The organism is Deefgea piscis, assembly GCF_019665785.1.
Classification (GTDB): Bacteria; Pseudomonadota; Gammaproteobacteria; order Burkholderiales; family Chitinibacteraceae; genus Deefgea.
In genome coordinates, this window is record NZ_CP081149.1 from 270,459 (window position 1) to 295,118 (window position 24,660).

The following is a 24,660-nucleotide window of genomic DNA, read 5'->3' on the forward strand; positions in this document are numbered from 1 at the left end:
TGCAAGATATGGCGGCTAAGTGGCGAAATTCAAGCTCTCCGTCACCATAGCAACAAGGTATCTATAGGTATATGTATCAATGCTTTTATATATAAAGCATCTAGAGCAATACCGACATAGAACTAAAAACCCCTGCTCCGCCAAAAACAGCATCTGCTTTTCTTCAGCCGTCGAAACCAAGCAATGCGATCCCAGCAATGATCACCCAGAACCTAATGGCGTAAATTCATACGATTTAGTCTGATTTAAAGAACAATGCTTTTAACGCCGCCAACCTTCTTTATGGTGATCAGCCTGTCGAACAGGCGGTTGAAACTGCGCCCACCAGTTTGAATGATGACGGGCAAAAGCATCATATTTCATGTCATACGTCGTCAAACATCGCCAAAAATTCTTTAAATAACAGCGCATACCCCACCCCACATGATTGACCCAGCGGCATATCCTATGTGCATAATGCGGTATTGATTAGTCATCAAATCCAAAACGAGTTGTTCTTCAATGAAAACAAAATTGCTGCCTGAAGCTTTGCTCGCCTTTGAATCACTTGCTCGTCTTGGTAGCTTTACCGCCGCTGCGCAAGAAATGAGCTGCGCTAAAAGCCATGTTAGCCAGTTAATTAGCCAATTAGAGCTTGAATTGAGTTCGGTGTTATTACTGCGCAGCACACGGCGCATTTCTTTAACCGAATCGGGACAAACGTTGTTAATCCACGCGCAGGCTTTGCGCGAATTATTAGGCCAAGTTCGCTTAGATATTGAAGATACGCAGCAACATATTGAAGGCGAATTATTCATCAGCACCACACCATCGATGGCGCAATATGTCATCGGGCCTTTAATGGCGCAATTTGCCAAATTACAACCCAAACTCAATATTCGCGTTGACGCCAATAACCGAATACAAGACCCGATTTTGGAAGGCATTGATTTTTGTATTCGTTCAGGCACGGTGGGGGATGAACGTTTAGTCGGACGACTTGCTGGCCATTCGCTGGAAAAGCTCTACGCCTCACCGCATTATTTGCAGCAAGCGCCGCAATTACACAGCCCAGCAGATCTGACTCATCACGATATTTTAATTAACGATGAGTATCAAACAACGCGGCAATGGCAAATGCAATCGGCTGGCGCCAAATTCACTGTCGACTTGCAACCGGTACTATGCAGCAATAACAATCCCACCCTAGCCATGAGTGCCGTGGCCGGACACGGTATCGCCCTTTTGCCCGACATCGTCGGTGAAAGCTATTGTCGCTTGGGATTATTACAGGAGGTCTTGCCACAATGGTACGAAAAGCCGACGCCGATTTATTTGGTATACCCACAACGTAGCGCGATGCCCAAAAAATACCGCGCCTTTATTGATTTTATTTTGCCCGAGCTACGCGGCAAACTCTCGAAGGTCTGATGCTGCGTTACCAAGCGCTAGCTTAGAATGACTACGCTGCGCTTGTGCCTTGCCTCAGGCCAAAATCCGCGCAAACGCCAACAGACCCTAAAATTAATTAGCCCAAGTACCAGTACGATACCCAGTATTGTCTAAGGTTAGCGTGCCATCGCTGGCTTGTGATTTACCACTGATTGGTGTTGCCGTAACCGTAAACACATTCGCCGTACTGCAATCCGATGTGATGGTGTAATAGGTATTGCTTAGGTTACTCACGCCGCAGGTGGTGCCGCTACTGGTATAGCGACCATTACTAGTAAAATAACGCTCTAAGGCCTGAGCTTGGGAACTCAGCATTTGCTGCACATCAGTGCGGCGAGTTTTCACAATATATTGTTGATAACTCGGCAAAGCAATAGCCGCTAAAATCCCAATAATCGCCACTGCAATCATCAATTCAATTAAGCTAAAGCCTCGGTGATTAATCATGCTAACTCCTTAAAGTGGGCAAACAAAAGCTGTAGTTTGTAATACCACCACTGAGCGGGTATCAATCCCTTGCCCCCGCCCCATTACGCTATACGCTTTGCAAGATGTTTTATCACTCGGGCGCATCGCATCGGGTAATTGATTAATCAGGTATTTAGCTGAAACCCATTGTGGCGCGGGCGAACTGGTGGGCACCGGAATCACCGCTTGCGTTGAAAGATTATCGGACCACACGCTCGGCATAGCGGTCACCACCGGGCCAACCCCCGTCACCGTGGCATTGCTGCAGCCGTCCAAACAACTATCGGCATTGGCTTGCAATAAGGCCGTACCTTGCCGCAGCGCCAGTTCAGCCGCTTGGTAGGCGCTATTTCTATCCATATAATTGCCAGCCATTTTTTCATTCATCGTCGTGCTGCGCATCCCATTGACGACCAAAATCGTTACCACGGCTAATAAAATTAAAGCGATGATTAAAATAAAGCCATGCTCTTTATGATTTTCCATTGCGATATCGCCTAAAAGTAAATCAACTGTATTGCCGTATTGTTTCGTTGGGTTTTATCGCTAATATTTTTTAAATCGACCCCTAATTATTTCTTAACATAATCGTTGAGCGGAACATTCGATACAGTTTTTTATCTGTATCCGATCCAGTAATATCGCTGCCACTACAATCTTTAACTGCGGCCGGCTTTACAATCGATGTATCGGTTTTTTCTGACCTTAATACCAAGCACACTTTAATCGATGCAATTTGGCTCGCTGTCACGCCGCCAGTTAAGCTGCTCACATAGCTATCGGCAATACAATCTCTTGGTTTACTACCATCACCCGGATCATTCCCGCAGCCATAACTACCGTCGGCTAAATTGGGCCCAGTATCGATACCATATAAAATTTTAAAATCAATTAATTCAGTCCCATTACCGGAGCCAGAAGCACTCGGCGCAATCCAATCTACTGTGCCGCATTGCAATTGATTACTCGTGCTCGATGGCCTAGCAATCACCAGCGTCGTCGCACCTGCAGCGGCAACGCTGCCATTACAATCAATCTGATTTTGGCCATCCGAAGTAAATTTAACGCTAATTGATTCATTCGACGTGGCCGTAATTCGATCGCTCGCTAAAGCCTGTGTTGGATCAGCACGAAAACCAGCTTGAGCAATCGCACGCTGCAACATTGATATGGCATAGCGACCATCTTCGGAAACCTGATTTTGAATCATCTGTAAACCCGCTGTTTTTCGCGTATTAATATACAGCTCAGACAAAGCCAATAAAGCGACCAAAGAAATAGCCATAGCCACCATTAATTCAATTAATGTAAATCCAAAGTTTCTTTTCATTATTCAATAACCGTCGAATAAATCGTTTTTTGACTTGCAACCGATGATGCAGATCGATTATCAATCCAACTAATTTTTAATGTATAGCGATAAAAACCAGTAGATTGACCTGGCGCTTGCTCTAAAGTAAAAGTTGCCCCGGGTAATTGAGATCGTAAAAATTGATTCCAATTTGTCATTTCAGTGCTGACTAAATATGATTCAACGCCTGATGTTTGAGCAGTACAATCAACATTGTCATTATTTGCTGAATTTTGTACGCATTTAGAAAAATCCGGTGGTAATGGCACTGGGATCTCTGCATCAGTACTGGCTAAAAAAGGTGTGCGATTAGCGCGAATTCGATCACTTAACTCTGCGGCTAAATCAGCGGCAATACTGCGATAATACGCGCTCTGATTCATCATCACTGAGCGCGTTTGTAACGCTGCCAAGCCCAATAGGCCGAGCCCTAATATCATCACCGAAACCATCACTTCAATCAGTGATAAGCCAGATTGTTGATGTATTGATTTAAACATTGCTTTAAACCTCAAGGTCATGGTCATCCGCATTAACTACACACGGTGCTACTGACACTTTTATTAATTCGCCCAGAGAGAGATACATTTATATTTTGCTGCTTTCTAGCTGGCGAACATAAAGTAAAGCTTGCTGCAGCGGTGGTGCTACCCAAGGTGGAATTAAAAACAATACTGCTACTAGTGGTGGTAACAACCACGTCTTTTTGCACGATAATTCGCTGCAAAATCGTTGTACCCTGAATAATTATCCAGCCTTTAGACCAATCGCTTAAAGTCGCTGAACACGTTGTGGCAGTATTGGCATTACTTGCCGGACACAAAGTTACATCTTGTTTTTGTTTAATCGCCTCAAGTCGAGCGGTATTTAAACTCGCCACCAATAAATCCGTTTGCGATGACAATCGCGCATCGCGAAATAAACTAATCATATCGGGTACAGCAATGGCCAATAAAATACTTAAAATAGCCACTGACACCATCAATTCAATTAAAGACATTCCTCGTTCAATTAAATTAGGTGTTTTTAACATTATTTAATCTCGCGCCAAAGTGTGGTTTCAACTTTCACTCCGGTGGCTTTAGTCAATAGCCCGGTTTTTTCTACTGTGTCATTACCAATCGTGCCGGTGTAGAGAGAGCCTTTACCGGTCGATGCGGGGCGAGGAATGGGTTTGAATATTTTAATTGCCGGTACTTTTGTACCAATTACTAATTTAGGATTACCGGTATAAACCGCCATCGAATTTGCTTCACGTTGCGCAATGATATTGCCTGGCGTGCCTGATGTATTGCTCTTATCGGCAGGCGTTACTAATTTACTTTCAGTTGAAACATAAGTTAATTCTGTAGGAATACCATCTTTTTCATAGCCACTCATATACTCAGCGCCGCCAGAAAAAGAAATTTTATCGCCAGCCGTAGATTTATTATCAAAATTAATATCGATAAAGCTATAAGTTTGAGGTGTTTTTTTATTGATATTTTTTGTTACTGATCCAGTTAATGGATTCACACCCATAATCCAACCTTTACCACCGGGTAGGCATTTTTCAGTCGCTAATGGAATACCCGTACCAAATAATAATTTATCTTCAAAAATCATTGGGGATGTCACTAAGCGCTCGCTGCTCACCGGTAAATTAATAAACCAACCTAATTTAGTATTACTAGTCGATTGCAAGTCAATCGAATTACTCGAGAGTTTGCGATAATTCCCTGCGCGTATCGTGCTGCTACCACTTAGAGTCTGAGTGGTTAGAATTTCTTGTTTTTGCAAATTAGATTCGGTGATCGTTGAAAATGAATCTTCCATTTTATCGAGTACGCCATAAAATGTTTGCTGACTGGTATCCGATCGATCGCTATCGGTTAATAATTTACCGGTGCCAAACATCACCAAGTTGCCAATTGGTTCGCCACTGGTAGAATTCAGTGCCATCACTGCCGGGCGCATAACAATCGGTTTAGTGGTACCAGCATCATAAATTGGCGTGCTGATGACTTTAAAATTACTCGGGCTGGAATCGGTTAAATCAAAGCGCCATAATTTGCCATTGATATCACCAGCATAAACATAATCTAATACCCCATCTTGCCCAGCATCCACGCCAGCAGGCGACGACAAGCCAGCCCCGCCGGGAACATCAATTTGTTTTAATAATGCGCCGGTATCGGCATTCACAATATATAAAGACGAGGTATTCGCCAGTTGTGGTGACGCCCCTTTAACCCATTTATTTTCATAGCCATTGCTTAAAATGACAGCTGGCACGACTGTGCTATCTGAAGTTCTAACATTGTAAATAATGGGTGTCCCTAGGGCATAACCCATAGTATTGGTGCTGACATCAGTCCATTCCCATTTGATACTGCCCTTACTGCCCAAGGTCGATTCTGATGTGGTATCAACGGCAAAGAATCCTTTACCACCTTGCCCTAAGCCGCCGACAAGGATGGTTTTCCAATTATCGCCAATCTTCACATCGGCCTGCCGCAGACTACCATTCACATGATATTCATGTGGCGTACCACCACTTTGGCCATAATCGGTGGCCGTTAATGCTTTTAAATTGCCATAAACCGGCGACGGAATATACGCCATCAATTCCGACATCGTAGCGACGCTAAATGCGTGCAACATGCCGTCATTGGCGCCAATAAAAACCATGTTTCGATTGGCATTGTTCGTTTGAAATGCGCTATAGCTGCTATCGGTGGTCGTACCCGCGGGTTTAGAAATCACCACGGGTTGGCTATCGATAATATCGCCGAGTAGGCCATTACTTCGAGTGCGATACCCAGTAAGACCTTCTATGCCGCGAATAAATTTAACTACATTAGTTCCATTCTCGGTGACCGTATTGTCAATTACCGTTTGTAGTGCATTTAATTGCGTGGTCGTCATTAATCCTAAACCCGCCACATTAAAATCAAAGCTGGTAGTAACGCCTGATGCGACTTTGGATGAATAGATTTTACGACTGGCTTCTGATGGAATAATGGCTTTAGCGGGTGAGCACTGTGAAGTGGCGGGATTAAAATTACCTGTAGCGTCGAGATTAAAACAACGCAATTCACCATACCAACCATTGGGATTAAATACCGGCTGAAATACTTTATTTCCCGAAGTTAAAACATCAGCCTGCGTTGCCACACCACCAGCATTCGAAATAGAAGCCACAATATCATTGACCGCACTGGTTAAGGCGGCAGTTAATTCAGCTTTATTATTGGCGTTATAGTATTTGCCGCCGCCGACACTGGCAGCCGCAGGCAACACATTATTGAGCACCGCAAAACCGACAGTATAGGTTTGCATATTTTGTTTTTTGAATTTTTCATCATCAAAGGATTTGCCGTCTAAATCATTTAATGGCGCGGCGGTGGTCGATACGCGCATATCTAAATCATTGGCATACTTGGCCACATCACGTAATGCTCTAGGCCGGTTGCTAGTATCACCAAATGAAGGATTGGTATTGGTTGCGCCTTCTAAAGTTGCCGGGCAATCCGTTCCCGAAGCAGCAGTGCAAACATTGAATGTTTTTGCTACCGCAACATTAGATGAATTAATTGAGGTGTAATTAATCGTTGGAAATTTTTCATCATTACTGGCATCGCCATCGGTGATGACAATGGTAAAGTTTTTTTGGCAGCGATATTGAATCGGGCTGGTGTAATTGCCCAATCCATTGAGCGATGCTTTGCCTTGATAATATTGCGTTATTTCTAATAATGCCTCACCCAGCGGTGTTGCCGTTCGGCCAACTAAAGAATCAATCCCGGCCGTTACCGTGTCGATGCTGCTGCCAATATTGGTCACAATTTTGGCGCCCTCACCACGCTCACTGCCACCAATCCCCTTGGGATCATTCACTCGGAACGAGGCCACCCCCCAGCGTAGCGTCGGATTATTATTCACCAAGGTTTTCGCCACGTCTTTGGCAATTATCATTTTGGTATTGGCGTCGGCATCGATCACGGTACGATACGAGTCGGTATTGTTAACAATACAGCCGGTCCAAATTTCACCATCCGAATCACATTTAGCGGTTTTCGGGATCCATGCATTATTTTGATCTTGCACCATACTGCCGGAGTTATCGATCATCAGCATGACGTTGGGGGTTACCGAGGTGGATAATGTCGGCGGTAAAGCTGGATAATATCCGCCGGCAACAGCCAAATCTTGAAGCGCTAATGCCAATGTTAGCCAAATATAAATCGGCTTTACTTTGAATGAATTATTCATTGCACACCTCAAGCTTTGCTTTTTACGCCATTAAAAAATTACACATCCACCCAGTAAATATAGTAAAAATAAACAAATAACTTATTAATCTACCCAAGTAAACTTACTTGCACATTCATTCAATAAAGCTATTTGCCCAATATAAGCGCTGTGCCTCACTTTTACTGTATCGCCTGATAGTTGGTTATTTTTGCTAGTTCAATGGCAACTGGCGGTATTTGACTGTAGGTTTATGGCGAATTTTTGATAGATCCCAAGATCGATAAGGCGGCTTTGTTTATCATGGTTAACATGAAACCAAGCCAATCTCTCGCGTCCGTTCTCACCATTGCTTTACAAGCTGGTTTGCTCGCGCATCAATCGGGGGCGGGAACGCACCGCACTTCTTTAATTATTCAGCGCACGGCAAAAGCGCTTGGCGCTGCGCGGGTTGAAGTCATTATTTCTTCAACCAATATTGGTGCCACCATCGAATGGGGTAGTGAGCGAGAAACTGGCTTTCGCAAAGCACCGCATATGGGAGCCAATTTTGCTTTACTCACCACGCTGAATCAGTGGCTCTGTGCCGTTGAGCAAGGCGAGGCCAATCCCGAGTTGGCGCAGCAAGCGCTAGATGAAATGGCGCAAAAGCCAGTTCACTATCCGCGTTGGCTGATCATTATCTTGGTTGGTCTATCTTGCGGCAGCTTTGCGGCCTTATTTGGCGGTGATAGCGCGGCCATCATGATCACCACATTCGGCGCAACGCTGGGCATGATGGTGCGTTTTTACTGTGTTCTGCGTCATTTCAAACCATCGGTGTTTGCCACTGCCGCCAGCTTTGTCGCCCTGCTCACTACTGGCTTACTCAGCCATTGGACGCAAACGCCTGAGGCAGCTTTAGCCGCCTCAGTCTTGTTTTTAATTCCTGGCGTACCACTCATTAATGGCGCATCCGATTTACTCAATGCCAATTATCTAAACGGTATGGTGCGCTTTGCCATGAGTGGCGTGATTGTGCTGGGGATTGCCATTGGGGTTAGCTTGGCATTGCGGATCTTGGGGATATAAAGATGCACACTTGGCTTCTAGAATTATGGGCGGCGCCGGCGGCTTTGGGCTTTGCGCTGTTATTTAATGTACCGCCACGTGCTTTATGGCTGTGCGCTGGCTTGGCAGTTTTGGGGCATGCGGCAAGAAAATGGGTAGTGTTATTACAAGGTGATATCGTTTTTGCTACCTTAGCCGCAGCGATCTTAATCGGCTTAATTGCCGAATGGTGGTCGACTCGGCGTAATGAACCGGCCATTATCTATGCCATCAGCGCCGCAATTCCAATGGTGCCCGGCACGTATATGTATAAATCAGTGCAAGCTTTATTGGGCATTGCCAGCCTACCTGCGACGGAAACCGGTCAAGCATTGCTCATTACTGCAGGTGTGAGTGGGGTAAAAGCTGTGATGATTGTCTTAGCGCTGGCATTTGGCATTGCTGCGCCACTTTTATTGTGGCCAAAAAGGAATTCAACATGAAATACGCCATGGTGTTATGCGCTTGTTTAGTCAGCCCAATGGTGGCTGCCAGTTTGCGTTGCAATCAAGCATTAATCGACGTTGGCGACTCAATGCGCCGAGTTGAACAATATTGTGGCGAACCCACAGAAGCGCAGCAATACACCATGCCGTTAACGTATATCGATTCTCGTGGCTATCGCCGCAATGGTGGCGAGCAGGTCTATACCGAATGGATTTACAATTTTGGCCCCAATCGCTTTATGGCCAAAGTCCGCTTTATTGCGGGGGATGTAACGCAAATTCATGAATTGGGTTATGGCTACTAATGCCATGGGTATCTAAATACAGGCAATGAATTTAATACTATTGGTCGATATACCCATAAAAAAAGCCATTCAACAATGAATGGCTTTTTTCTTATTCGCTGCAATTAGCGATTGGCATTCGTCCATTGCGCGCAAAACTGGCGCAAAATACCGATGCTGTATTGCGCCGCGACTTCGTCAATAAACAATTTAAAATCCAGCGGTGCGCTGTCATTAGCTTCGTCAGAAATCGTTCGCATAATCGCAAATGGGATTTGGTAATCATCACAAACCTGAGCAATCGCTGCGCCTTCCATTTCAACCGCTAATAAATCCGGCAGTTCCAGCTTTAAGCCAGCCAACACTTGCATATCATTAATAAATTGATCACCACTACCAATCAAACCATTCACAATATTGACGCGATTTAAAGCAAATTGCTGCTGCGATTCACTGCTAATTTTTTCAGCAAATTCATTGGCTAAAAAATGCTCAGCGGCACTGCGCAATTGCGTACTCAAATCAGAGCAGCTATCAAAACGGCTTTTGCCAGTACGTGGAATTTCAAACTTCGGTAGCATGGGCGATACATTCATATCATGCTGAATCAGCTGATCGGCGATCACAATATCACCAACGCTTAAACCATGATCCGCCGCGCCAGCAACGCCGCTCAACACAATGTGCGACACGCCAAATTGCTGAATCAAGCTAGTTACGGTACTGGATGCCGCCACTTTACCAATCCCAGATAAGACGCAAACACAAGGCACGCCCCATAAAGTACCGGTGATGTATTCACGATTACCCACGGTTTGCGTGTGTGCATCTTGCAAATACTGAGTAAGACCTTGCTGCTCTTCGACCATGGCAAAAACCAAACCAAGGCGATGTTTAATTGAATTTGACATAAAAACCAATAAAAAGAATGGCCATCATCGGCCGAAAAAAATTTAAGCTGCGTAGCGCGTTGGATCCGCCATATTTGCTGCCGCAAAACCAGCGGCGCGCAAACGACAAGCATCACACACCCCACACGCCTCGCCTTGATCATTGGCCTGATAGCAAGTCACCGTCAAACTGTAATCAACGCCCAATTTCTGACCTTCAGTAACGATTTCGGCTTTTGACCAACGAATCAGCGGCGTATGAATATTTAGCGAAGAGCCTTCAACGCCCACTTTAGTCGCCAAACGTGCCATCGCTTGAAAGGCTGAAATATACTCTGGGCGGCAATCGGGGTAACCCGAATAATCCACCGCATTCACACCAATAAAAATATCATCCGCTTTTAGCACTTCTGACCAGGCCAAGGCAAACGACAATAACACGGTATTGCGTGCCGGCACGTAAGTCACTGGAATTTCGTTTTCGACTTCAATCCCATCGACTGGCATCGCAATATTAGCGTCAGTCAGCGCCGAACCGCCAAAGCCCGCCAAATCAATCTTAATTACCCGATGCTCAATCGCGCCTAAAGCTTTTGCCACCCGCGCTGCTGCTTGCAATTCAGCATTATGCCGTTGGCCATAATCAAACGACAATGCATAGCAATCAAAGCCCTTGGCTTTGGCAATCGCCAAACACGTTGCAGAATCCAAACCACCCGACAATAAAATAACTGCTTTTTTCTTCATCATTTTGACTTCTCTTTTTGACTCGTTTGCGCACTTGCCGCTTGGCTTAATCCGGCAAGCACTTGTTCCGCGAGATCATGATATAAATTCGTTTTATAAATTCGGGCCACGCTCGAAGCGATCATCGCCGAGATCATGATGGAAATCACCATATCGTGGCCATCGGTCATTTCCATCAAAATAATCGCCGACGTTAGTGGCGCTCGAGTAATCGCAGCCAATGCCGCCACCATGCCCAAGGCAATCAACTTAATTTTGAGCTCAGGATCAAAAAATGGCACAAACCAACTGCCAATCCCCGCGCCCAAACTCAATGATGGCGCAAAAATCCCACCCGGTAATCCAGTTAAAAACGTGCCTAATTGCCCAATGAATTTAAGCGGCAAAAAGTACCACGCCAACTCGGTATGCCCCGCAATCACTTCGCTGGTGATTTCAGCACCGCTGCCATAAATCGGCGCGATCAAACCACACAGCCCAATTAAAAATCCGCAGGCAGCAATAAAATAATACGGGTGGTATTGCCGGTAATCCTTAATCTTGGGTGGCATCCAAGTCGATACATTCACACAAAGCCAAGAAAAAGCCCCGCCAATTAAGCCGGCCAATACCGCAATCAACACCAACGGTAACAAAATAGAATAACTAAACGGCGGCACATGAATTTTGCCAAAATAAACGTAATCACCCTGCAAAGCCAAGGAGACCAAGCCCGCCAAAATCACCGCGCCGAGCAATTTGCCCGAAGTTTTTTCTTCCACCGAGCGCGCCAGCTCTTCAAAAGCAAACACAATCCCCGCCAACGGGGTATTAAACGCTGCTGCAATCCCCGCTGCGCCCCCCGCCAAAATTAATTGCCGGCGAAAAACCGGATCATCAATCGGTAGCAGCTTGCGGCAAGCAAACATAATACTCGCGCCGATTTGCACCGTTGGCCCTTCGCGGCCCAACACAAAACCACTACCGAGTCCCAACACAATGCCGATGAATTTAGCGACGGCAATTCGCAATGACAATAAACGCTCGATCTGCCCTACATCATGATTGAGCTGCAAAGCGGCTTGCGCCTGCGGAATCCCGCTGCCCTGAGCGCCAGAGCCAATGTGCTCCATAATCCAGCGAATCGCCATCCCGCCTAATGGCAAAGACAGCAACGGCCACCACCACCATTTTTGCTGCATCGCGCTAAAGCCAGCGAACGCCCAATCGGCCGCGCTCGCCAGCAAAAAAGCCACCAGCCCAACGATTGCCGCGCCTAACCACAAAGCAATGGTGGTTCGACTGCGACTGGGCAAATGATACAGCTTGACCAATAAACGCTTAAAGACCATCGGATATCCTAGGTATATTCAGCTGAACTACGATTGTGTTGGCTTGCTAGCCTATACCCCTGGTTTGTCGCCCCAGAGGATTTTATGCAATTGCACTTGAACTCGCACCGGCAAGCGATCATCAATCACCCATTGCGCCAAATCGGCGGGTTTGAGGCTTTCCCAAACCGGAGAGAAAATCACCGGCGCACGTAGATCGAGTTGTTCGGCACGCACTTTATCGCGCGCCCATTCATAATCGGCGCGATCGACCAAAACAAATTTGATTTCATCGTTTTGATTCACTGCATCGACATTGGGCCAATGCATATTGTGCATCTCGCCAGAACCCGGCGTTTTGATATCCAACACCCGTGACACGCGTGAATCCACCGTATCAATCGGCTGACCGCCGCCGGTTTCAACGCTCACGTCAAAACCTTCATCGCATAGTTGTTGAAATAAAAGATGCACCGCTTTTTGTGCCAAAGGCTCGCCGCCAGTGACACATATCGTTTTACAGCCAAAATCGCGGATTTGCTGCATGACGACGTCGATTTCTACTGTTTTACCGCCGGTAAACGCATAGGCGCTATCGCAATAACCGCAACGCATTGGGCAGCCGGTTAGGCGAACAAACACCGTCGGTAAACCCATACGGCGAGTTTCGCCTTGCAGCGAATGGAATATTTCAGTGATTCTAAGGGTCGTACGCATTACCAATCTCCTAGCCGGAATACAGTCCGGGGGAATAAAAAACGGCATCGATGATCGATGCCGAGGTGCTATTTTATACCGAAATCATTTTTACAGCAGGTAACAATTCCCCAAGCGCATAAAGGCTTAATTGGGTGCCATCAATGCTTTCTTGGCGCGCACTGCCGCATCTGATTGTGGATATTGCTCAATAATCGTAATCAGATAATTGCGCGAGGTTTTTTTGTCGCCCATCGCCGCCGCTACGGATGCCAAACCTAGCAAAGCATCCGCCGCTTTCGGGTCAGTTGGCGCGTTTTCTATCACGTTTTTAAACGCAGTAGTCGCAGATTTATAATCTTTACTCATCGCATAACTCGTGCCCAGCCAATATTGCGCTGCGGGCAGTTTGTCGCTTTGAGGAAATTCAGTCGCAAATTTATTTAACGCCGCGCTCGCGTCTTTAAATTTTTTGGCTTGCACCAAGGCCACTGCGGCATCAAAACTGCCTTGCTCATTAGCTTGTTGGCCGGCTTTAATCTCGGCTTTACCTTGTTCAATCGCGCGTAAACGATTATCCAAATCGATATACAAATCTTTTTGGCGCTGAATTGCTTCATTTAAATTAAATTGCAGCACTTCATTTTGGCCATTGAGTTTGGCCAATTCATCTTTTTGCAGCTCAATTTGGCGCACCAAATTGAGAATTTGTTTATTACCGGCTTCCAGCTGATCAATTCGCATTTGATTTTGCTGCTGCAAAGTTTGCACTTTATTGGTCAAATCGAGTACTTGCTGGCGAGCTACATTGTCATCAAATAAACCGGCCTGAGAATGCGCGCTCCAAGCCAATAATGCCAAAGCAATCAGACTTTTTTTGAAGTGGGTCATAAGTTAATCCGTATTCTTATAAAAAGCACAAACCCCGACCGGCGGGGCTTGTGCGGATGACGCTAGCGGAATAAATCGCCAACTCGCAGTCAATTATTGGCTTTGTTCACCAGCGTAAACGATGTCGGCACGGCGATTACGTTCCCATGCTTCATCAGTATCACCGTTTTCTAGCGGACGCTCTTCACCAAAGCTCACAGCTTCGATTTGGCCAGCTGGCACGCCCAAAGCTTTAAGCATTGAGTTCACTGCTTCAGCGCGCTTTTGACCTAAAGCCAAATTGTATTCAGCGGTACCGCGGTTATCGGTATTGCCTTGCAAGATGATTTTAACGTCTTTGTGGTTCAACAAAAACTTAGCGTGCGCTTGCACCATTTCATTAAAGTCTGGACGAACCACATACGAATCGTAATCAAAATAAACCCGACGTTGTGACAACACATTGTTTGGATCGGTCAATTCTGGGTACATCGACTTACCGCTGGTTTTGCTGGTATCGATCGTTTTGATTTCGCTGCTATTTGCGTCTTTGCCTGCATTACCCGCAGCAGGATCAACAATCGCTGCCGGTGGTGTGGTTGAACAAGCGCCTAACAATGCGGCCATCATGATACTGAGAGCGATTTTTTTCATTTACTTATTTCTCCATTAAAAAAATTGTGCAAGGTGCTGATGCCGCTGTTTCATGGCTAAGCAGCCAGGCCAAAAATACAGTCAAGGGCTCTACAAACTGCTTGTAAACCCCTTAACTGAACGATTTTGGCGCAATTACCGCAGCATCGGCCCCCAAGCTGGCTGGCGAACCTCACCGTTAGGCGACTTCAAGCGTTGCTTCACTTTGCCATCGCTAGAAACAATCGCCAATGTGCCACGGCGACCAATATCAGTTTCGTACAAAATCATCGCACTATTGGGTGCAAACGACGGAGAGTCGTCCATATTGCTTGACGTTAAGATATTGCTACGCCGCGTATTCAAATCCATGACAGCAACACGATACCCGTTATCGCGGGTAATGTAAGTCATATATTTACCATCAGGCGAGACTTTCGCGCTGGCATTGTAAGCGCCCGAAAAAGTCAGCCGCTCGGCATTGCCGCCATTCACACTTGAACGATAAATTTGCGGGCTACCGCCACGATCTGAAGTAAACAGAATGCTTCGACCATCGGCAGTGAACGTCGGTTCCGTATTAATTTCACCACCTTGGCTAACGCGGCGCGGATTGCTGCCGTCGACATTCACGATAAAGATTTGGCTGCCGCCATCTTTAGTCAAGACCACCGCCAATTGACGACCATCGGGCGACCAAGCTGGCGCTGAATTACTGCCTTTAAAATTCGCCGCAGTCCAACGCTTACCGGTAGCTAATTCATGCACATACACCACGGGTTTTTCTAATTCAAATGATACGTAAGCCAGCTTGCCACCATCGGGCGACCATTTTGGCGACATAATCGGCATTCTGGATTTCAATACCGTTTGCGCGCCATAGCCATCAGCATCGGCCACTTGCAATTGATAGCTCTTGCCGTTTTTCAACACATACGCAATTCGTGAAGCAAAAGCGCCCGGGTTGCCGGTGATTTTGGCGTAAATCATATCGGCAATTTGATGGCTAATCCGGCGCAATTGATTCGGGCTGCCGCGTTTTTCAAACGCAATGAGCTCTTGCTTGCTGGCCACATCAATCAACCAGAATTTAACCAACACTTGGCCGCCATCATTGAGCAACTGCCCAATCACCGCGTACTGCGCGCCACCGGATTGCAGCGCTGAATAATTTAGCGTTGAAGGGGTATATGCCCGCAAGCTAGGATCATTAAAGTTCAACACCTTAAACACCCCACTGGTATTTAAATCGCTGGCAATCACTGGCGTAACTGACTGTCGATCGGGCTGCTCATTTTGAAATGGCAAAATCGCAATCGGATACTGCTGGCTACCTACGCCAACCACTTCGATGGTCATATCCGCTTGCGCCACACTGCTGGCGAGCAAGAGTAAAAAGGTCAACTGACGAAATACACGTTGCAGCACACTATTCTCCTAAGTCATTACTCTTTGGGGGAAAATTCCCAGCGAATATCACGGTAATCATTAAATGTGGCGCCAGCTGGCGGTTTTGGGAATGGCGCATACAACTGAATTGCGCGCTTCACCGCTTCATCCCATTTCGGGTCGCCACTGGCCTTGATTAACTCAATCTGGCGAATCTCACCGCTTGGCAATAAATGAATCTTATACGTCACGCGTGGATTTTGATTGCTTGGGGTATAAACAATCTTCTGTTTAATATCTTGCCCCACGCCACGCGCATAGCCCTCGCCCACGCCCGAACCCTTGCCTTTACCCGCGCCACCCGTCGCGCCAACGGTATCGCCAGTGCCACCGACTTTCCCGCCGGCTTTGGCGTTAGGATTGGGTTTGCTCTGCGTATCGGCACCTAATAAATTATCAAAGCCCAAGACGCTTTCTAATTCGCTCTTCGGTTTTTTCACTTCGGCTTTTTTCGGCGCGGTGCTGGCTTTGGCTGGCGGCGGCGCTACGCTTGGCTTGGCCGTCGCTACCGGGGTCGGCTTCGGTTTGGCGGTTGGTTTAGCGCTTGGCGTTGCCGTCGGTTTGACCGTCGGTGTTGGCGTTGGTTTCGCGGTGGCGGTTGGCTTAGCTTTGATTTTTTCCGTCACCACATCCGGCGCTTTGACTGGATCAATTTGCGGCTCAACTTTCGCCACCACTTTGCGCTCCGGTTTAGCTTCAACCACAGGCTGGCGCACAGGAGCAGGCGGCGGCGCGCCCCATAATTCGACCACCACAGGATCGGGCTGCTTGGTTTTCCATTGCACAGAAAACAGCAATAATCCGAGCAACAGCAAATGCATCGCGATGGCTAAAACCAGCGCGAGTCCTTGATGTTCAGACGGATAATTGGATTGATTTGGCTTCATTACTGCTGTGATACCTGTAAAGCAACTCGGGGGATTTCGGCCATGCGTAACGCATCGGTGGTTTGCATCACGGCGTCGTAGCGAACATTTTTATCCGCAGCGATTACCACGGGACGCTCAGTTCCGGCGGCAGCATCCACTTTGATTTTAATTGCCGCAGCGAGCGCCTTGGCGTCGGGATAAGACGTAACTTCTTGACCGTCTTTGAGCGAAATCGCACCATCTTTATCAATATCCACCGTCATTGGATTGCCGGTCACTTGCTGGCTTGATTTGCCAGCTGAAGGCAGCTCGACCAAACCTGAAGGCATTCCTGGTGCGGCCACCATAAAGATCACCAATAGCACCAACATCACATCAACATAGGGCACGACATTAATTTCATTCTTAGCACGGCGAGGGCGACGAGCCATAAGAGCATTCCTTAGAATATGGCGACAATGAACAGCTAAGTCTTAAAGCACAGAGACACCGAGGCACGGAGAAATTCAAAATCGAAGTTGTTTTTCTCTGCGCCTCTGCGCCGCGGTGGTTCAATATTTGTTGTACTTAGCGCCCAATTTGGCGTTGCAACACATTGGAGAATTCTTCAATAAACGTATCAAAACGACCGGCTAAACGATCCACATCATGCGCAAAGCGGTTATACGCCACCACGGCAGGAATCGCGGCAAATAAGCCAATCGCTGTGGCCACCAAAGCCTCGGCAATATGCGGCGCCACGGTGGCTAAAGTGGCTTGGCCAACATTACCCAAGCCTTTAAACGCATACATAATCCCCCACACCGTACCAAACAAACCAATGTAGGGGCTGACTGAGCCGACCGAGGCCAAAAACGAAGTGTGCTTATCTAAATAATCAAGCTCACGCTGGCAAGACGCTCGCATCGCGCGCCGCGTGCCTTCCATGACATCGGATAATTCCATGCCCGATTTTTGGCGCAATTTTAAAAACTCACTAAAACCGGCCATAAAGATTTTTTCCATGCCGATATTGTTGCGGCTGTGTTTCACCTGCTCATACAAGGCGTTCAAGTCCGAACCACCCCAAAAGCGATCTTCAAACTCATCGGTGTGTTTTTTGGCGGTACTGATGGTGAAATGCTTGGTAAAAATATGCCACCACGACATGAATGACAGCGCCAGCAATAACACCATCACCATCTGAACGACAAAGCTCGCTTGCAACACCAAGCTAATAATCGACATATCTTCAACAGGTGCCATGTAGCAAAACTCCAAATAGGGCTCAGCAACCTCGAGTCACTGCTCGATTTTGCATTTAAGGTAAAAAAATTGATTCGCCAACGAAGCGCGCAACGCCGCTGTGATATTGCAATCGACTTGGCACGCTGATTGTCTCGGCCAAGCAGCCGCGTTGGCAATAGGATACGGTCACATCGCCAATTGGAGCGGCCGGACCACAAAAAGTTTACTTATTTTACGGGATTTATCCGCGGTCAATCGATGAAGATTTAATGGAATGGCATAAATTGCGTATTATTTACACGAAGTTGTCGATCACTCCGTTTTTGGCGCTTCCAATCCAAAATGTAAATAGGCACTTAAAGTCGCCATTCGACCACGCGGCGTGCGCTGCAAAAAGCCTTGCTGAATTAAATACGGCTCAATCACTTCTTCGATGGTATCAGACGATTCACCAATCGCCGCCGCCACATTGTCCAAGCCCACGGGGCCACCGGCAAATTTATCCAAAATAGCGCGTAATACTTTTCTATCCATCACATCCAAACCGGCATGATCAACGTCGAGCATTTGCAGCGCTGCGTCGGCCACTTCGCGAGTGACTTTGCCATCGTGTTTCACCTCGGCAAAGTCGCGCACCCGTCGTAATAATCGATTGGCAATTCGCGGCGTGCCGCGTGAGCGACGCGCCACTTCAAATGCGCCCTCTTCGTTCATCTCGACCTGCATCAAGCTGGCTGAACGCGTTACGATGCGGGTGAGCTCTTCCGGCGTATAAAACTCTAAGCGCGCCACAATCCCAAAGCGATCACGTAGTGGATTGGTCAACATACCAGCGCGCGTGGTCGCGCCAATCAAGGTAAACGGCGGCAGATCCAGTTTGACTGAGCGCGCCGCAGGGCCTTCGCCAATCATAATATCGAGCTGAAAGTCTTCGAGCGCTGGGTAGAGGATTTCTTCCACCACAGGCGAGAGTCGATGGATTTCATCAATAAACAATACGTCGTGCGGCTCAAGATTGGTCAGCAATGCGGCCAAATCGCCAGCACGCTCCAGTACTGGCCCCGACGTTTGCCGCAAATTCACCCCCAATTCGCGGGAGATAATATGCGCAAGCGTGGTCTTGCCCAAGCCCGGCGGGCCAAACAACAACACATGATCGAGCGCTTCGCCGCGCTTTTTCGCCGCTTCGATAAAAATCTCCAGCTGGCCGCGCGCCTTCATTTGCCCGACGTATTCGTCGAGCAATTTAGGCCGTAAAGCCCGCTCTTGCGCGTCTTCATTGCTAGAAATTTTTTGCGCCGCAATCAATCGATCGGGCGGCGGAGCTGAAAACAGCGAGTCAGTTTCGATCATGGTTTTTACTTTTAGTGATGTATCTGAACCTAGCCAATGAAAATCAAAGGCTGCAACTCAATACCATGCTGCTAAGCAGTGGGCGATGCAAACGCCTTAGCCTTTGGCCAACGATTTAAGCGCCATCCGAATGCCAGTAGAAACATCAGCATCCAGCGGCAGTGCTTTCATTGCCATATTGGCTTCGCGCTCGTTGTAGCCCAAGGCCAGCAAGGCGTTGAGAATATCACTTCGATCATCCGGCGTGGTAGCAAATGGCAGACCGCCTGGCGTGCTGGTTAAGCTGCTGGTCGCGAGCTTACCGCGTAATTCAAGCACCAAACGCTCGGCAGTTTTTTTACCGATGCCGGGGATGGTCGATAGGCGCTTAATGTCTTCGGCGGCCACCGCGCTAGCTAACTCATCAGCGCCCATGCCCGATAAAATCGCCAAGGCAATTTTGGCACCAATGCCCGAAACTTTAATTAGGGTGCGAAAGCTATTGCGCTCGTCTTTACTGGCAAAACCGTACAGCAATTGCGCGTCTTCGCGCACCAATAAATGCGTAAACAGCGTGGTTTTTTCACCCAAATGCGGCAGCACATAAAAAGTGCTCATCGGCACATCCACTTCATAACCAACGCCATTCACGTCAATCACAATATGCGGCGGCTGTTTTTCGAGAATAAGGCCAGTAAGACGTCCGATCATGCGCTGATTTCCTTAAAGTGGGGCAAAAGCGTCGCCAACTCATCATCACGACAGTCGGCAACACGGCGCTCTAGCCTGCGGCCGAGCTATCAATGCACTCAATTGTAACAGCGAACACAGCACGTTCGTTCACTTTGAAATCAGTGGGCCGCAAATAAGCCACTATCAACTAAAAATCCCGCGCTGATTTGGCGTAGCGCATGACAAAAAGCGCCACAATCAACGTGGCCGCAGCAAAGCCCGCCAGCACATCACTAAAATAATGCACGCCTAAAGCCACGCGCGATAAGCCACACACCAGCGCAAACAGCAGCGCCAAGCAATAAAAAAGACTTTGCCGCTCGGGATAGCGCTGCGCAAAAATAAACGCCAGCATCATCGACAGCGTCCACGCCGCCATCGAATGGCCACTGGGAAACGAGGGCGAACTCGCGTGCGCCAAATGCAGCAGCTCGGGTCGAGGTCTGTGCACCGTGTATTTAATTGCTGCCGCTAAGGCCCAACACGCACCAACGCTCAGCGGTAAACTGATGGCCGCCAGCCGATCTTGTCGCCAAAAGTAGGCAGCCAACACCAAGGCCAACAACAGCGAACCGCTAAAGCTCATCAGCGCTGCCAAGATCTGGCTTAAACGCACAGGGCCGCTATACAAAGCTTGGCTCATCGCCACGTCGAGGGTATTTAAGTTAGCACGATCCAGCGACAAAATCAGCAGGAGCAATAGCGACATACCGCCGATGGCCAGCCATTGAAAACGTCGCACGGCTTGAATGTTATGATGTTGCCGTAAGCTAAAAGAGCGCATTTAATTATTCCAAATCAATTTTGCGCGATTCTAACTGAGCTGAAAATGACAATGTAGGTAATAAGTCATACGCATTTAAAACCAAGCGCCGCCATGCGCCCCGACTACGCCAGCGCCAACGGTGAGCAAACTGAGTGCGAGTAAAGCGTAATGCAATCGTTGCAACAAGCGCATCGTTGCCGCTGGATCAAGCTGTGCTTTACGCTTTAACCAGCGATGTATCAGCCACGGCTCCAGCACAAACAACATCAAGCTAAAGATACCCCATGTGATAATCATCGCCCATAGCCACCAGGTATCGGCCAACCGCGACCAAGTATCGCTGAGATACAACATCGCCAAGCCCGAAATCAGCACAATTTGCGTAGTGAATTTGGCCTGCAAGCCAAAACGATGCTCGAGCTTTTCAAACAAAGCATAATCATTACCGCTGCGGCGCAGCGCCGGAATCAAAATCGTCGTCACAAAGGCCAAGCCGCCAATCCACAACACCACGCCCAACACATGCAGCCCACGCCACAGCGCGTAATCATTGATAGTCATAGGTATTGGCCTCTAGACTTTGTGAATAAATGGTTATGTAGATAAACCTGTATATATTTTGTGTGGTTCAGATGAGGTGTTGATGGTGGTTAAAGCATCGCTGCCTTCCCTCTCCCTTGATGGGAGAGGGCTAGGGTGAGGGTGATACGCCGGCGCACCGCTCAACACCCCCATCCCACCCTTCCCCCATCAAGGGGGAAGGCGCTGCAGTCGCGCAACTCAAGGGGTGTGATTTAACGCATCAACACCAAATCTGAACATGCCACACTACGCCATACGCCCGCGTTTCATTGAGAGTTGATATTCCATTAACTTTTTGGCAATGCCGCCGCTGTGTTGAGCGTGGGTTAGCGCCACGCCAAGCGCGTCGGCGGCGTCGGCTTGTGGTACGCCCGATAGCCGCAAATGCCGCTGCACCATCAGGCCAACTTGTTCTTTATCAGCGTGGCCATTGCCCACCACCGCTTGCTTGACTTGCAGCGCGGTGTAGTCAGCAACCGGCAAGTTAGCCAACACCAGGGCCGCGACCGCAGCGCCACGCGCTTGGCCGAGCATCAAGGTGGCGGCAGGGTTGACGTTGACGAATACTTGTTCCACCGCCGATTCATCGGGCTGATAGGTGCGGATAATTTCGGCGATCCCGTCGAGGATAATTTTAATGCGCTCGGGCAGCGGCCCGCCTTGGGTTTTGATACAGCCCGATGCCACATAAATACGATTTTGTCCCACCACATCAATCACACCAAAACCAGTGGTGCGCGAGCCGGGGTCGATGCCGAGGATACGCATCAGTTAATCGACGTCGCTTGGCGCTCAAAAGTCCACGTGCGGGTAATCACGAGAATTTGAGCGGGTTTACCTGCGGCATCGAGCATATCGGGTGGCAGTTTTTTAAACGGCGATGACATTTTTAAAATCCGTAGTGCCGCAGCGTCTAATTGCGAATTGCCCGATGATTTATCAATCTCGGTATGCAGCAAACGACCATCGGCAGCAATCTCCACCGTTACGCGCAGCTGCCCATAGATTTTATTGCCATGGCTGTCGACCGGATAGGCCAGCGTGCCGACTTTCTCGATTCTTTGCCGCCAGTCGTCCATATACACCGCTACGCTAGTTTGTCTGGCGCGCGCGCCAACAAACGCTTTACGTGGTTTACTTTGATAATCGTGATTTTGCTTATCAATTTGCGCGGCTAAACCGGCCATTTGTAGATCTTGTTGCTTGCGAGTTTCTGCCGCTTGCCCCTGACCTTGCTGCTGATCGGGGCTATTTTTGCCAGCATTACTCAAGCTAGGATTATTTTTTAGCTGGGTTAATAGCTGCTCAGCGCGTGCTTCCAGCTGCTTTTGCTGCGATTCGATTTGTTCTAACTCAGGAGATGGCACACGGCTATCGGCAGGTAACGGGGATTTCACCCGATGATTGGCAGCATCGGTATTGCCACCGCCATCGAGGTCGGCTTGCGCTTCAACGTCGGTTTTCGTTGGCCGAGTTTTGGTTTTTTGATTCACCAGCACAATATCCAAAGGCTGTTGTGATAAAAACTGCCGTGGATCGGGCATCACAAATTGGATGCCAAAAATTGGAAAGGCATGCGCAATGATTGAAAAACCAATGGCCATTGCCATAAAACGCTCCCGCCGATCCATTTTCTATTCCTAATCTAAACCCAAGCTTTAACCGCGCGAGTGTAGCACAGCCGACACTCGGCTTACGCAGCACCCTAGGTTTAGAGGAAGCGGAGTAGAATAAAGGAAACACTTATTTCTTTAAGGGATTCGATGATGTTGCGACTGGTATTAATTTCTGCCTTACTGGCTACGCCCGCGCTTGCGGCTGATGATGGTGCAAAAGTGGCGGCAAAATACAACTGTTTGGCGTGTCATTCAATCGATAAAAAGATTGTTGGTCCATCGTATAAAGAGGTCGCTGCCAAGTACAAAGGCCAAAAAGGCGCCGAAGAAATGTTGATGGCCGAAGTCCGCAAAGGCTTGCCAGGCGGCAAATGGGGACCGATTCCGATGCCGGCACAGCAAATTGATGATAAAGATTTACGCACTATCATTCGCTGGGTTTTAGCGCAATAAGACAAAAGATTAACAAAAGTGTGATAAATGGTGTATTGCATAACAATGCGTTGTTGATTAAGCTGCTTCCCCATTTACTGTTTCATCATATGTAAGCGCTGATCAGCAGCGATTACCTCAGTAATGGTTTACAGATAAGCGAGAAGAGAAACATGGCCAAGCTCACAGAACAAGACATCATCAACTGGAAAGGTTCAGAAGATGATTATATGAATGCGGACCAACTCGAGTTTTTTCGCGAGCGTTTGGTGCAAATGAAGGAAGAATTGGTCGCCAACGCGACGCAAACGACCAATCATTTGCAAGAACAAGAAGCCACGCCTGATCCGGCGGACCGCGCAACACTCGAAGAAGAATACGCACTTGAACTGCGTACCCGTGATCGTGAACGCAAATTGCTGTTGAAAATCGACTCAACGCTGCGCAATATTGACGCCAACAACTACGGTTTTTGTGAAGACACTGGCGAACCAATCGGTTTATTGCGCCTTTTGGCACGTCCAACAGCGTCTTTAACCGTTGAAGCGCAAGAGCGCCGCGAACGTCAGAAAAAGCAATACGCAGACTAAAATGAATCAGACAGCGCAAGCGCAAGCGAGCGAACTGATCAAACAAACCCGCGCGCGCGTCACCGCAGCGCGGGTTAATATTTTGGCCGTTCTACTCACCGCCCAACGCCCGTTGTCACATCAAGATGTCTTAACCACACTCGATCCCGACGCCGATCGGGTGACGGTGTATCGCGTACTCGATTGGCTAACCGACATGGCTTTGGCGCATAAACTCGCCGGAGACGATCGCGTTTGGCGTTTTTCGGTCGCCTCCAAACCGCATCAACACGCGCATTTTCAATGCACCCGCTGCGGGCGTTTTTACTGCCTTGAGCATGTCAGCACCGATTTATCCCTCACCGTTCCTGCGCAATTTTTAATCGACGCGGTTGAAATCACCGTCAAAGGCGTCTGCGCCAGCTGCTTAAAATAAGTCCGCGCTCCATCGATTGCTACTCACGACTTATTCGCATTGCCCCATTGATAATGCCTATAGATTTGTAAGGTGCGCCTTGGCGCACGTGATGGCGATGATTTGGCGCTATTCGAAGGCGATGATTTGCCTATGGTCTGCGCGTACGCAAACCCAGCAGCTTTGCACACCCGACACATTTGATGAAGCAACACCTTTGCAT

29 protein-coding genes are annotated in these 24,660 nt (G+C 48.0%); 7 read left to right on the plus strand and 22 right to left on the minus strand.

Annotated elements, in window-relative coordinates:
* Positions 1 to 501 precede the first annotated feature (501 nt).
* The gene (locus K4H25_RS01275; protein ID WP_221021673.1) at positions 502 to 1,410 is read left to right on the plus strand and encodes a LysR family transcriptional regulator; all 909 of its coding nucleotides are present in this window, start codon (positions 502 to 504) and stop codon (positions 1,408 to 1,410) included.
* Positions 1,411 to 1,503: 93 nt separating this feature from the next.
* Here K4H25_RS01275 and K4H25_RS01280 read toward each other — a convergent pair whose 3' ends face one another.
* The 6 genes from K4H25_RS01280 to K4H25_RS01305 all read right to left on the minus strand — a co-directional run bounded on the left by K4H25_RS01280 (position 1,504) and on the right by K4H25_RS01305 (position 7,504).
* Positions 1,504 to 1,878 carry a type IV pilin protein gene (locus tag K4H25_RS01280; RefSeq protein ID WP_221021674.1) on the minus strand — a complete coding sequence of 125 codons (375 nt, stop codon included), beginning with the start codon at positions 1,876 to 1,878 and terminating at the stop codon, positions 1,504 to 1,506.
* Positions 1,879 to 1,887: 9 nt separating this feature from the next.
* Positions 1,888 to 2,385, minus strand: a complete 498-nt coding sequence (locus K4H25_RS01285; RefSeq protein ID WP_221021675.1) for a pilus assembly PilX family protein — start codon at positions 2,383 to 2,385, stop codon at positions 1,888 to 1,890.
* A gap of 82 nt (positions 2,386 to 2,467) precedes the next feature.
* On the minus strand, positions 2,468 to 3,229 hold the full coding sequence (locus K4H25_RS01290; RefSeq protein WP_221022839.1) for a PilW family protein: 762 nt from the start codon (positions 3,227 to 3,229) through the stop codon (positions 2,468 to 2,470).
* On the minus strand, positions 3,229 to 3,750 hold the full coding sequence (gene pilV, locus K4H25_RS01295) for a type IV pilus modification protein PilV (protein ID WP_221021676.1): 522 nt from the start codon (positions 3,748 to 3,750) through the stop codon (positions 3,229 to 3,231). The genes K4H25_RS01290 and pilV overlap by 1 nt, the downstream gene beginning before the upstream one ends.
* 32 nt (positions 3,751 to 3,782) lie before the next feature.
* Positions 3,783 to 4,283 carry a GspH/FimT family pseudopilin gene (locus K4H25_RS01300; RefSeq protein WP_487246751.1) on the minus strand — a complete coding sequence of 167 codons (501 nt, stop codon included), beginning with the start codon at positions 4,281 to 4,283 and terminating at the stop codon, positions 3,783 to 3,785.
* On the minus strand, positions 4,283 to 7,504 hold the full coding sequence (locus K4H25_RS01305) for a pilus assembly protein (RefSeq protein ID WP_221021678.1): 3,222 nt from the start codon (positions 7,502 to 7,504) through the stop codon (positions 4,283 to 4,285). The genes K4H25_RS01300 and K4H25_RS01305 overlap by 1 nt, the downstream gene beginning before the upstream one ends.
* A gap of 291 nt (positions 7,505 to 7,795) precedes the next feature.
* Between K4H25_RS01305 and K4H25_RS01310 the strand changes: the two genes are divergently transcribed.
* The 3 genes from K4H25_RS01310 to K4H25_RS01320 are packed head-to-tail and all read left to right on the plus strand — an operon-like array spanning position 7,796 to position 9,323.
* Positions 7,796 to 8,554: a threonine/serine exporter family protein gene (locus tag K4H25_RS01310; RefSeq protein ID WP_221021679.1), complete on the plus strand. Its 759-nt coding sequence runs from the start codon at positions 7,796 to 7,798 to the stop codon at positions 8,552 to 8,554.
* A gap of 2 nt (positions 8,555 to 8,556) precedes the next feature.
* Positions 8,557 to 9,015 carry a threonine/serine exporter family protein gene (locus K4H25_RS01315; RefSeq protein ID WP_221021680.1) on the plus strand — a complete coding sequence of 153 codons (459 nt, stop codon included), beginning with the start codon at positions 8,557 to 8,559 and terminating at the stop codon, positions 9,013 to 9,015.
* The gene (locus K4H25_RS01320) at positions 9,012 to 9,323 is read left to right on the plus strand and encodes a DUF2845 domain-containing protein (protein ID WP_221021681.1); all 312 of its coding nucleotides are present in this window, start codon (positions 9,012 to 9,014) and stop codon (positions 9,321 to 9,323) included. The genes K4H25_RS01315 and K4H25_RS01320 overlap by 4 nt, the downstream gene beginning before the upstream one ends.
* A gap of 104 nt (positions 9,324 to 9,427) precedes the next feature.
* On the opposite strand, the gene K4H25_RS01325 is transcribed toward K4H25_RS01320, so the two are convergent.
* From K4H25_RS01325 to K4H25_RS01400, 16 genes are all read right to left on the minus strand, one after another.
* Positions 9,428 to 10,213 (minus strand): 5'-methylthioadenosine/adenosylhomocysteine nucleosidase, encoded by a 786-nt coding sequence (locus K4H25_RS01325; RefSeq protein WP_221021682.1) that lies wholly within the window; start codon positions 10,211 to 10,213, stop codon positions 9,428 to 9,430.
* Between the two features lie 42 nt (positions 10,214 to 10,255).
* Positions 10,256 to 10,942 carry a 7-cyano-7-deazaguanine synthase QueC gene (gene queC, locus K4H25_RS01330; protein ID WP_247646437.1) on the minus strand — a complete coding sequence of 229 codons (687 nt, stop codon included), beginning with the start codon at positions 10,940 to 10,942 and terminating at the stop codon, positions 10,256 to 10,258.
* Entirely contained in the window at positions 10,939 to 12,270 is a 1,332-nt protein-coding gene (locus K4H25_RS01335) for a chloride channel protein (protein ID WP_221021683.1), read from the minus strand. Before K4H25_RS01335 ends, queC begins: the two co-directional genes overlap by 4 nt.
* A 51-nt stretch (positions 12,271 to 12,321) precedes the next feature.
* Positions 12,322 to 12,966 (minus strand): 7-carboxy-7-deazaguanine synthase QueE, encoded by a 645-nt coding sequence (gene queE / locus K4H25_RS01340; RefSeq protein ID WP_255587894.1) that lies wholly within the window; start codon positions 12,964 to 12,966, stop codon positions 12,322 to 12,324.
* Between the two features lie 126 nt (positions 12,967 to 13,092).
* On the minus strand, positions 13,093 to 13,836 hold the full coding sequence (gene ybgF / locus K4H25_RS01345; RefSeq protein ID WP_221021685.1) for a tol-pal system protein YbgF: 744 nt from the start codon (positions 13,834 to 13,836) through the stop codon (positions 13,093 to 13,095).
* A gap of 93 nt (positions 13,837 to 13,929) precedes the next feature.
* Entirely contained in the window at positions 13,930 to 14,469 is a 540-nt protein-coding gene (gene pal, locus K4H25_RS01350) for a peptidoglycan-associated lipoprotein Pal (protein ID WP_221021686.1), read from the minus strand.
* A gap of 135 nt (positions 14,470 to 14,604) precedes the next feature.
* Positions 14,605 to 15,876 carry a Tol-Pal system beta propeller repeat protein TolB gene (tolB, locus tag K4H25_RS01355; protein ID WP_221021687.1) on the minus strand — a complete coding sequence of 424 codons (1,272 nt, stop codon included), beginning with the start codon at positions 15,874 to 15,876 and terminating at the stop codon, positions 14,605 to 14,607.
* Positions 15,877 to 15,893: 17 nt separating this feature from the next.
* Complete coding sequence (gene tolA, locus K4H25_RS01360) at positions 15,894 to 16,784, minus strand: cell envelope integrity protein TolA (protein ID WP_221021688.1); 891 nt, start codon at positions 16,782 to 16,784, stop codon at positions 15,894 to 15,896.
* Entirely contained in the window at positions 16,784 to 17,197 is a 414-nt protein-coding gene (locus tag K4H25_RS01365; protein WP_221021689.1) for a biopolymer transporter ExbD, read from the minus strand. The genes tolA and K4H25_RS01365 overlap by 1 nt, the downstream gene beginning before the upstream one ends.
* Before the next feature lie 136 nt (positions 17,198 to 17,333).
* Positions 17,334 to 18,011 (minus strand): protein TolQ, encoded by a 678-nt coding sequence (gene tolQ, locus K4H25_RS01370; protein WP_173532719.1) that lies wholly within the window; start codon positions 18,009 to 18,011, stop codon positions 17,334 to 17,336.
* Positions 18,012 to 18,305: 294 nt separating this feature from the next.
* Positions 18,306 to 19,346: a Holliday junction branch migration DNA helicase RuvB gene (ruvB, locus tag K4H25_RS01375; protein ID WP_221021690.1), complete on the minus strand. Its 1,041-nt coding sequence runs from the start codon at positions 19,344 to 19,346 to the stop codon at positions 18,306 to 18,308.
* Between the two features lie 96 nt (positions 19,347 to 19,442).
* On the minus strand, positions 19,443 to 20,036 hold the full coding sequence (gene ruvA / locus K4H25_RS01380; RefSeq protein WP_221021691.1) for a Holliday junction branch migration protein RuvA: 594 nt from the start codon (positions 20,034 to 20,036) through the stop codon (positions 19,443 to 19,445).
* Positions 20,037 to 20,205: 169 nt separating this feature from the next.
* Positions 20,206 to 20,841: a phosphatase PAP2 family protein gene (locus K4H25_RS01385; protein WP_221021692.1), complete on the minus strand. Its 636-nt coding sequence runs from the start codon at positions 20,839 to 20,841 to the stop codon at positions 20,206 to 20,208.
* A gap of 75 nt (positions 20,842 to 20,916) precedes the next feature.
* Positions 20,917 to 21,384 (minus strand): hypothetical protein, encoded by a 468-nt coding sequence (locus K4H25_RS01390; protein ID WP_221021693.1) that lies wholly within the window; start codon positions 21,382 to 21,384, stop codon positions 20,917 to 20,919.
* A gap of 267 nt (positions 21,385 to 21,651) precedes the next feature.
* Positions 21,652 to 22,173 carry a crossover junction endodeoxyribonuclease RuvC gene (gene ruvC / locus K4H25_RS01395; protein ID WP_173532724.1) on the minus strand — a complete coding sequence of 174 codons (522 nt, stop codon included), beginning with the start codon at positions 22,171 to 22,173 and terminating at the stop codon, positions 21,652 to 21,654.
* Positions 22,173 to 23,015 carry an energy transducer TonB gene (locus tag K4H25_RS01400; protein WP_221021694.1) on the minus strand — a complete coding sequence of 281 codons (843 nt, stop codon included), beginning with the start codon at positions 23,013 to 23,015 and terminating at the stop codon, positions 22,173 to 22,175. Before K4H25_RS01400 ends, ruvC begins: the two co-directional genes overlap by 1 nt.
* Positions 23,016 to 23,168: 153 nt before the next feature.
* Between K4H25_RS01400 and K4H25_RS01405 the strand changes: the two genes are divergently transcribed.
* The 3 genes from K4H25_RS01405 (at position 23,169) to K4H25_RS01415 (ending at position 24,458) form a co-directional block, all read left to right on the plus strand.
* On the plus strand, positions 23,169 to 23,474 hold the full coding sequence (locus K4H25_RS01405; protein WP_255587897.1) for a c-type cytochrome: 306 nt from the start codon (positions 23,169 to 23,171) through the stop codon (positions 23,472 to 23,474).
* A 152-nt stretch (positions 23,475 to 23,626) separates the two neighbouring features.
* A complete protein-coding gene (gene dksA, locus K4H25_RS01410) occupies positions 23,627 to 24,043 on the plus strand; it encodes an RNA polymerase-binding protein DksA (protein WP_173532727.1) in 417 nt (138 codons plus the stop codon).
* 1 nt (position 24,044) lies between these two features.
* Positions 24,045 to 24,458 (plus strand): Fur family transcriptional regulator, encoded by a 414-nt coding sequence (locus K4H25_RS01415; RefSeq protein ID WP_221021695.1) that lies wholly within the window; start codon positions 24,045 to 24,047, stop codon positions 24,456 to 24,458.
* Positions 24,459 to 24,660 lie beyond the last annotated feature (202 nt).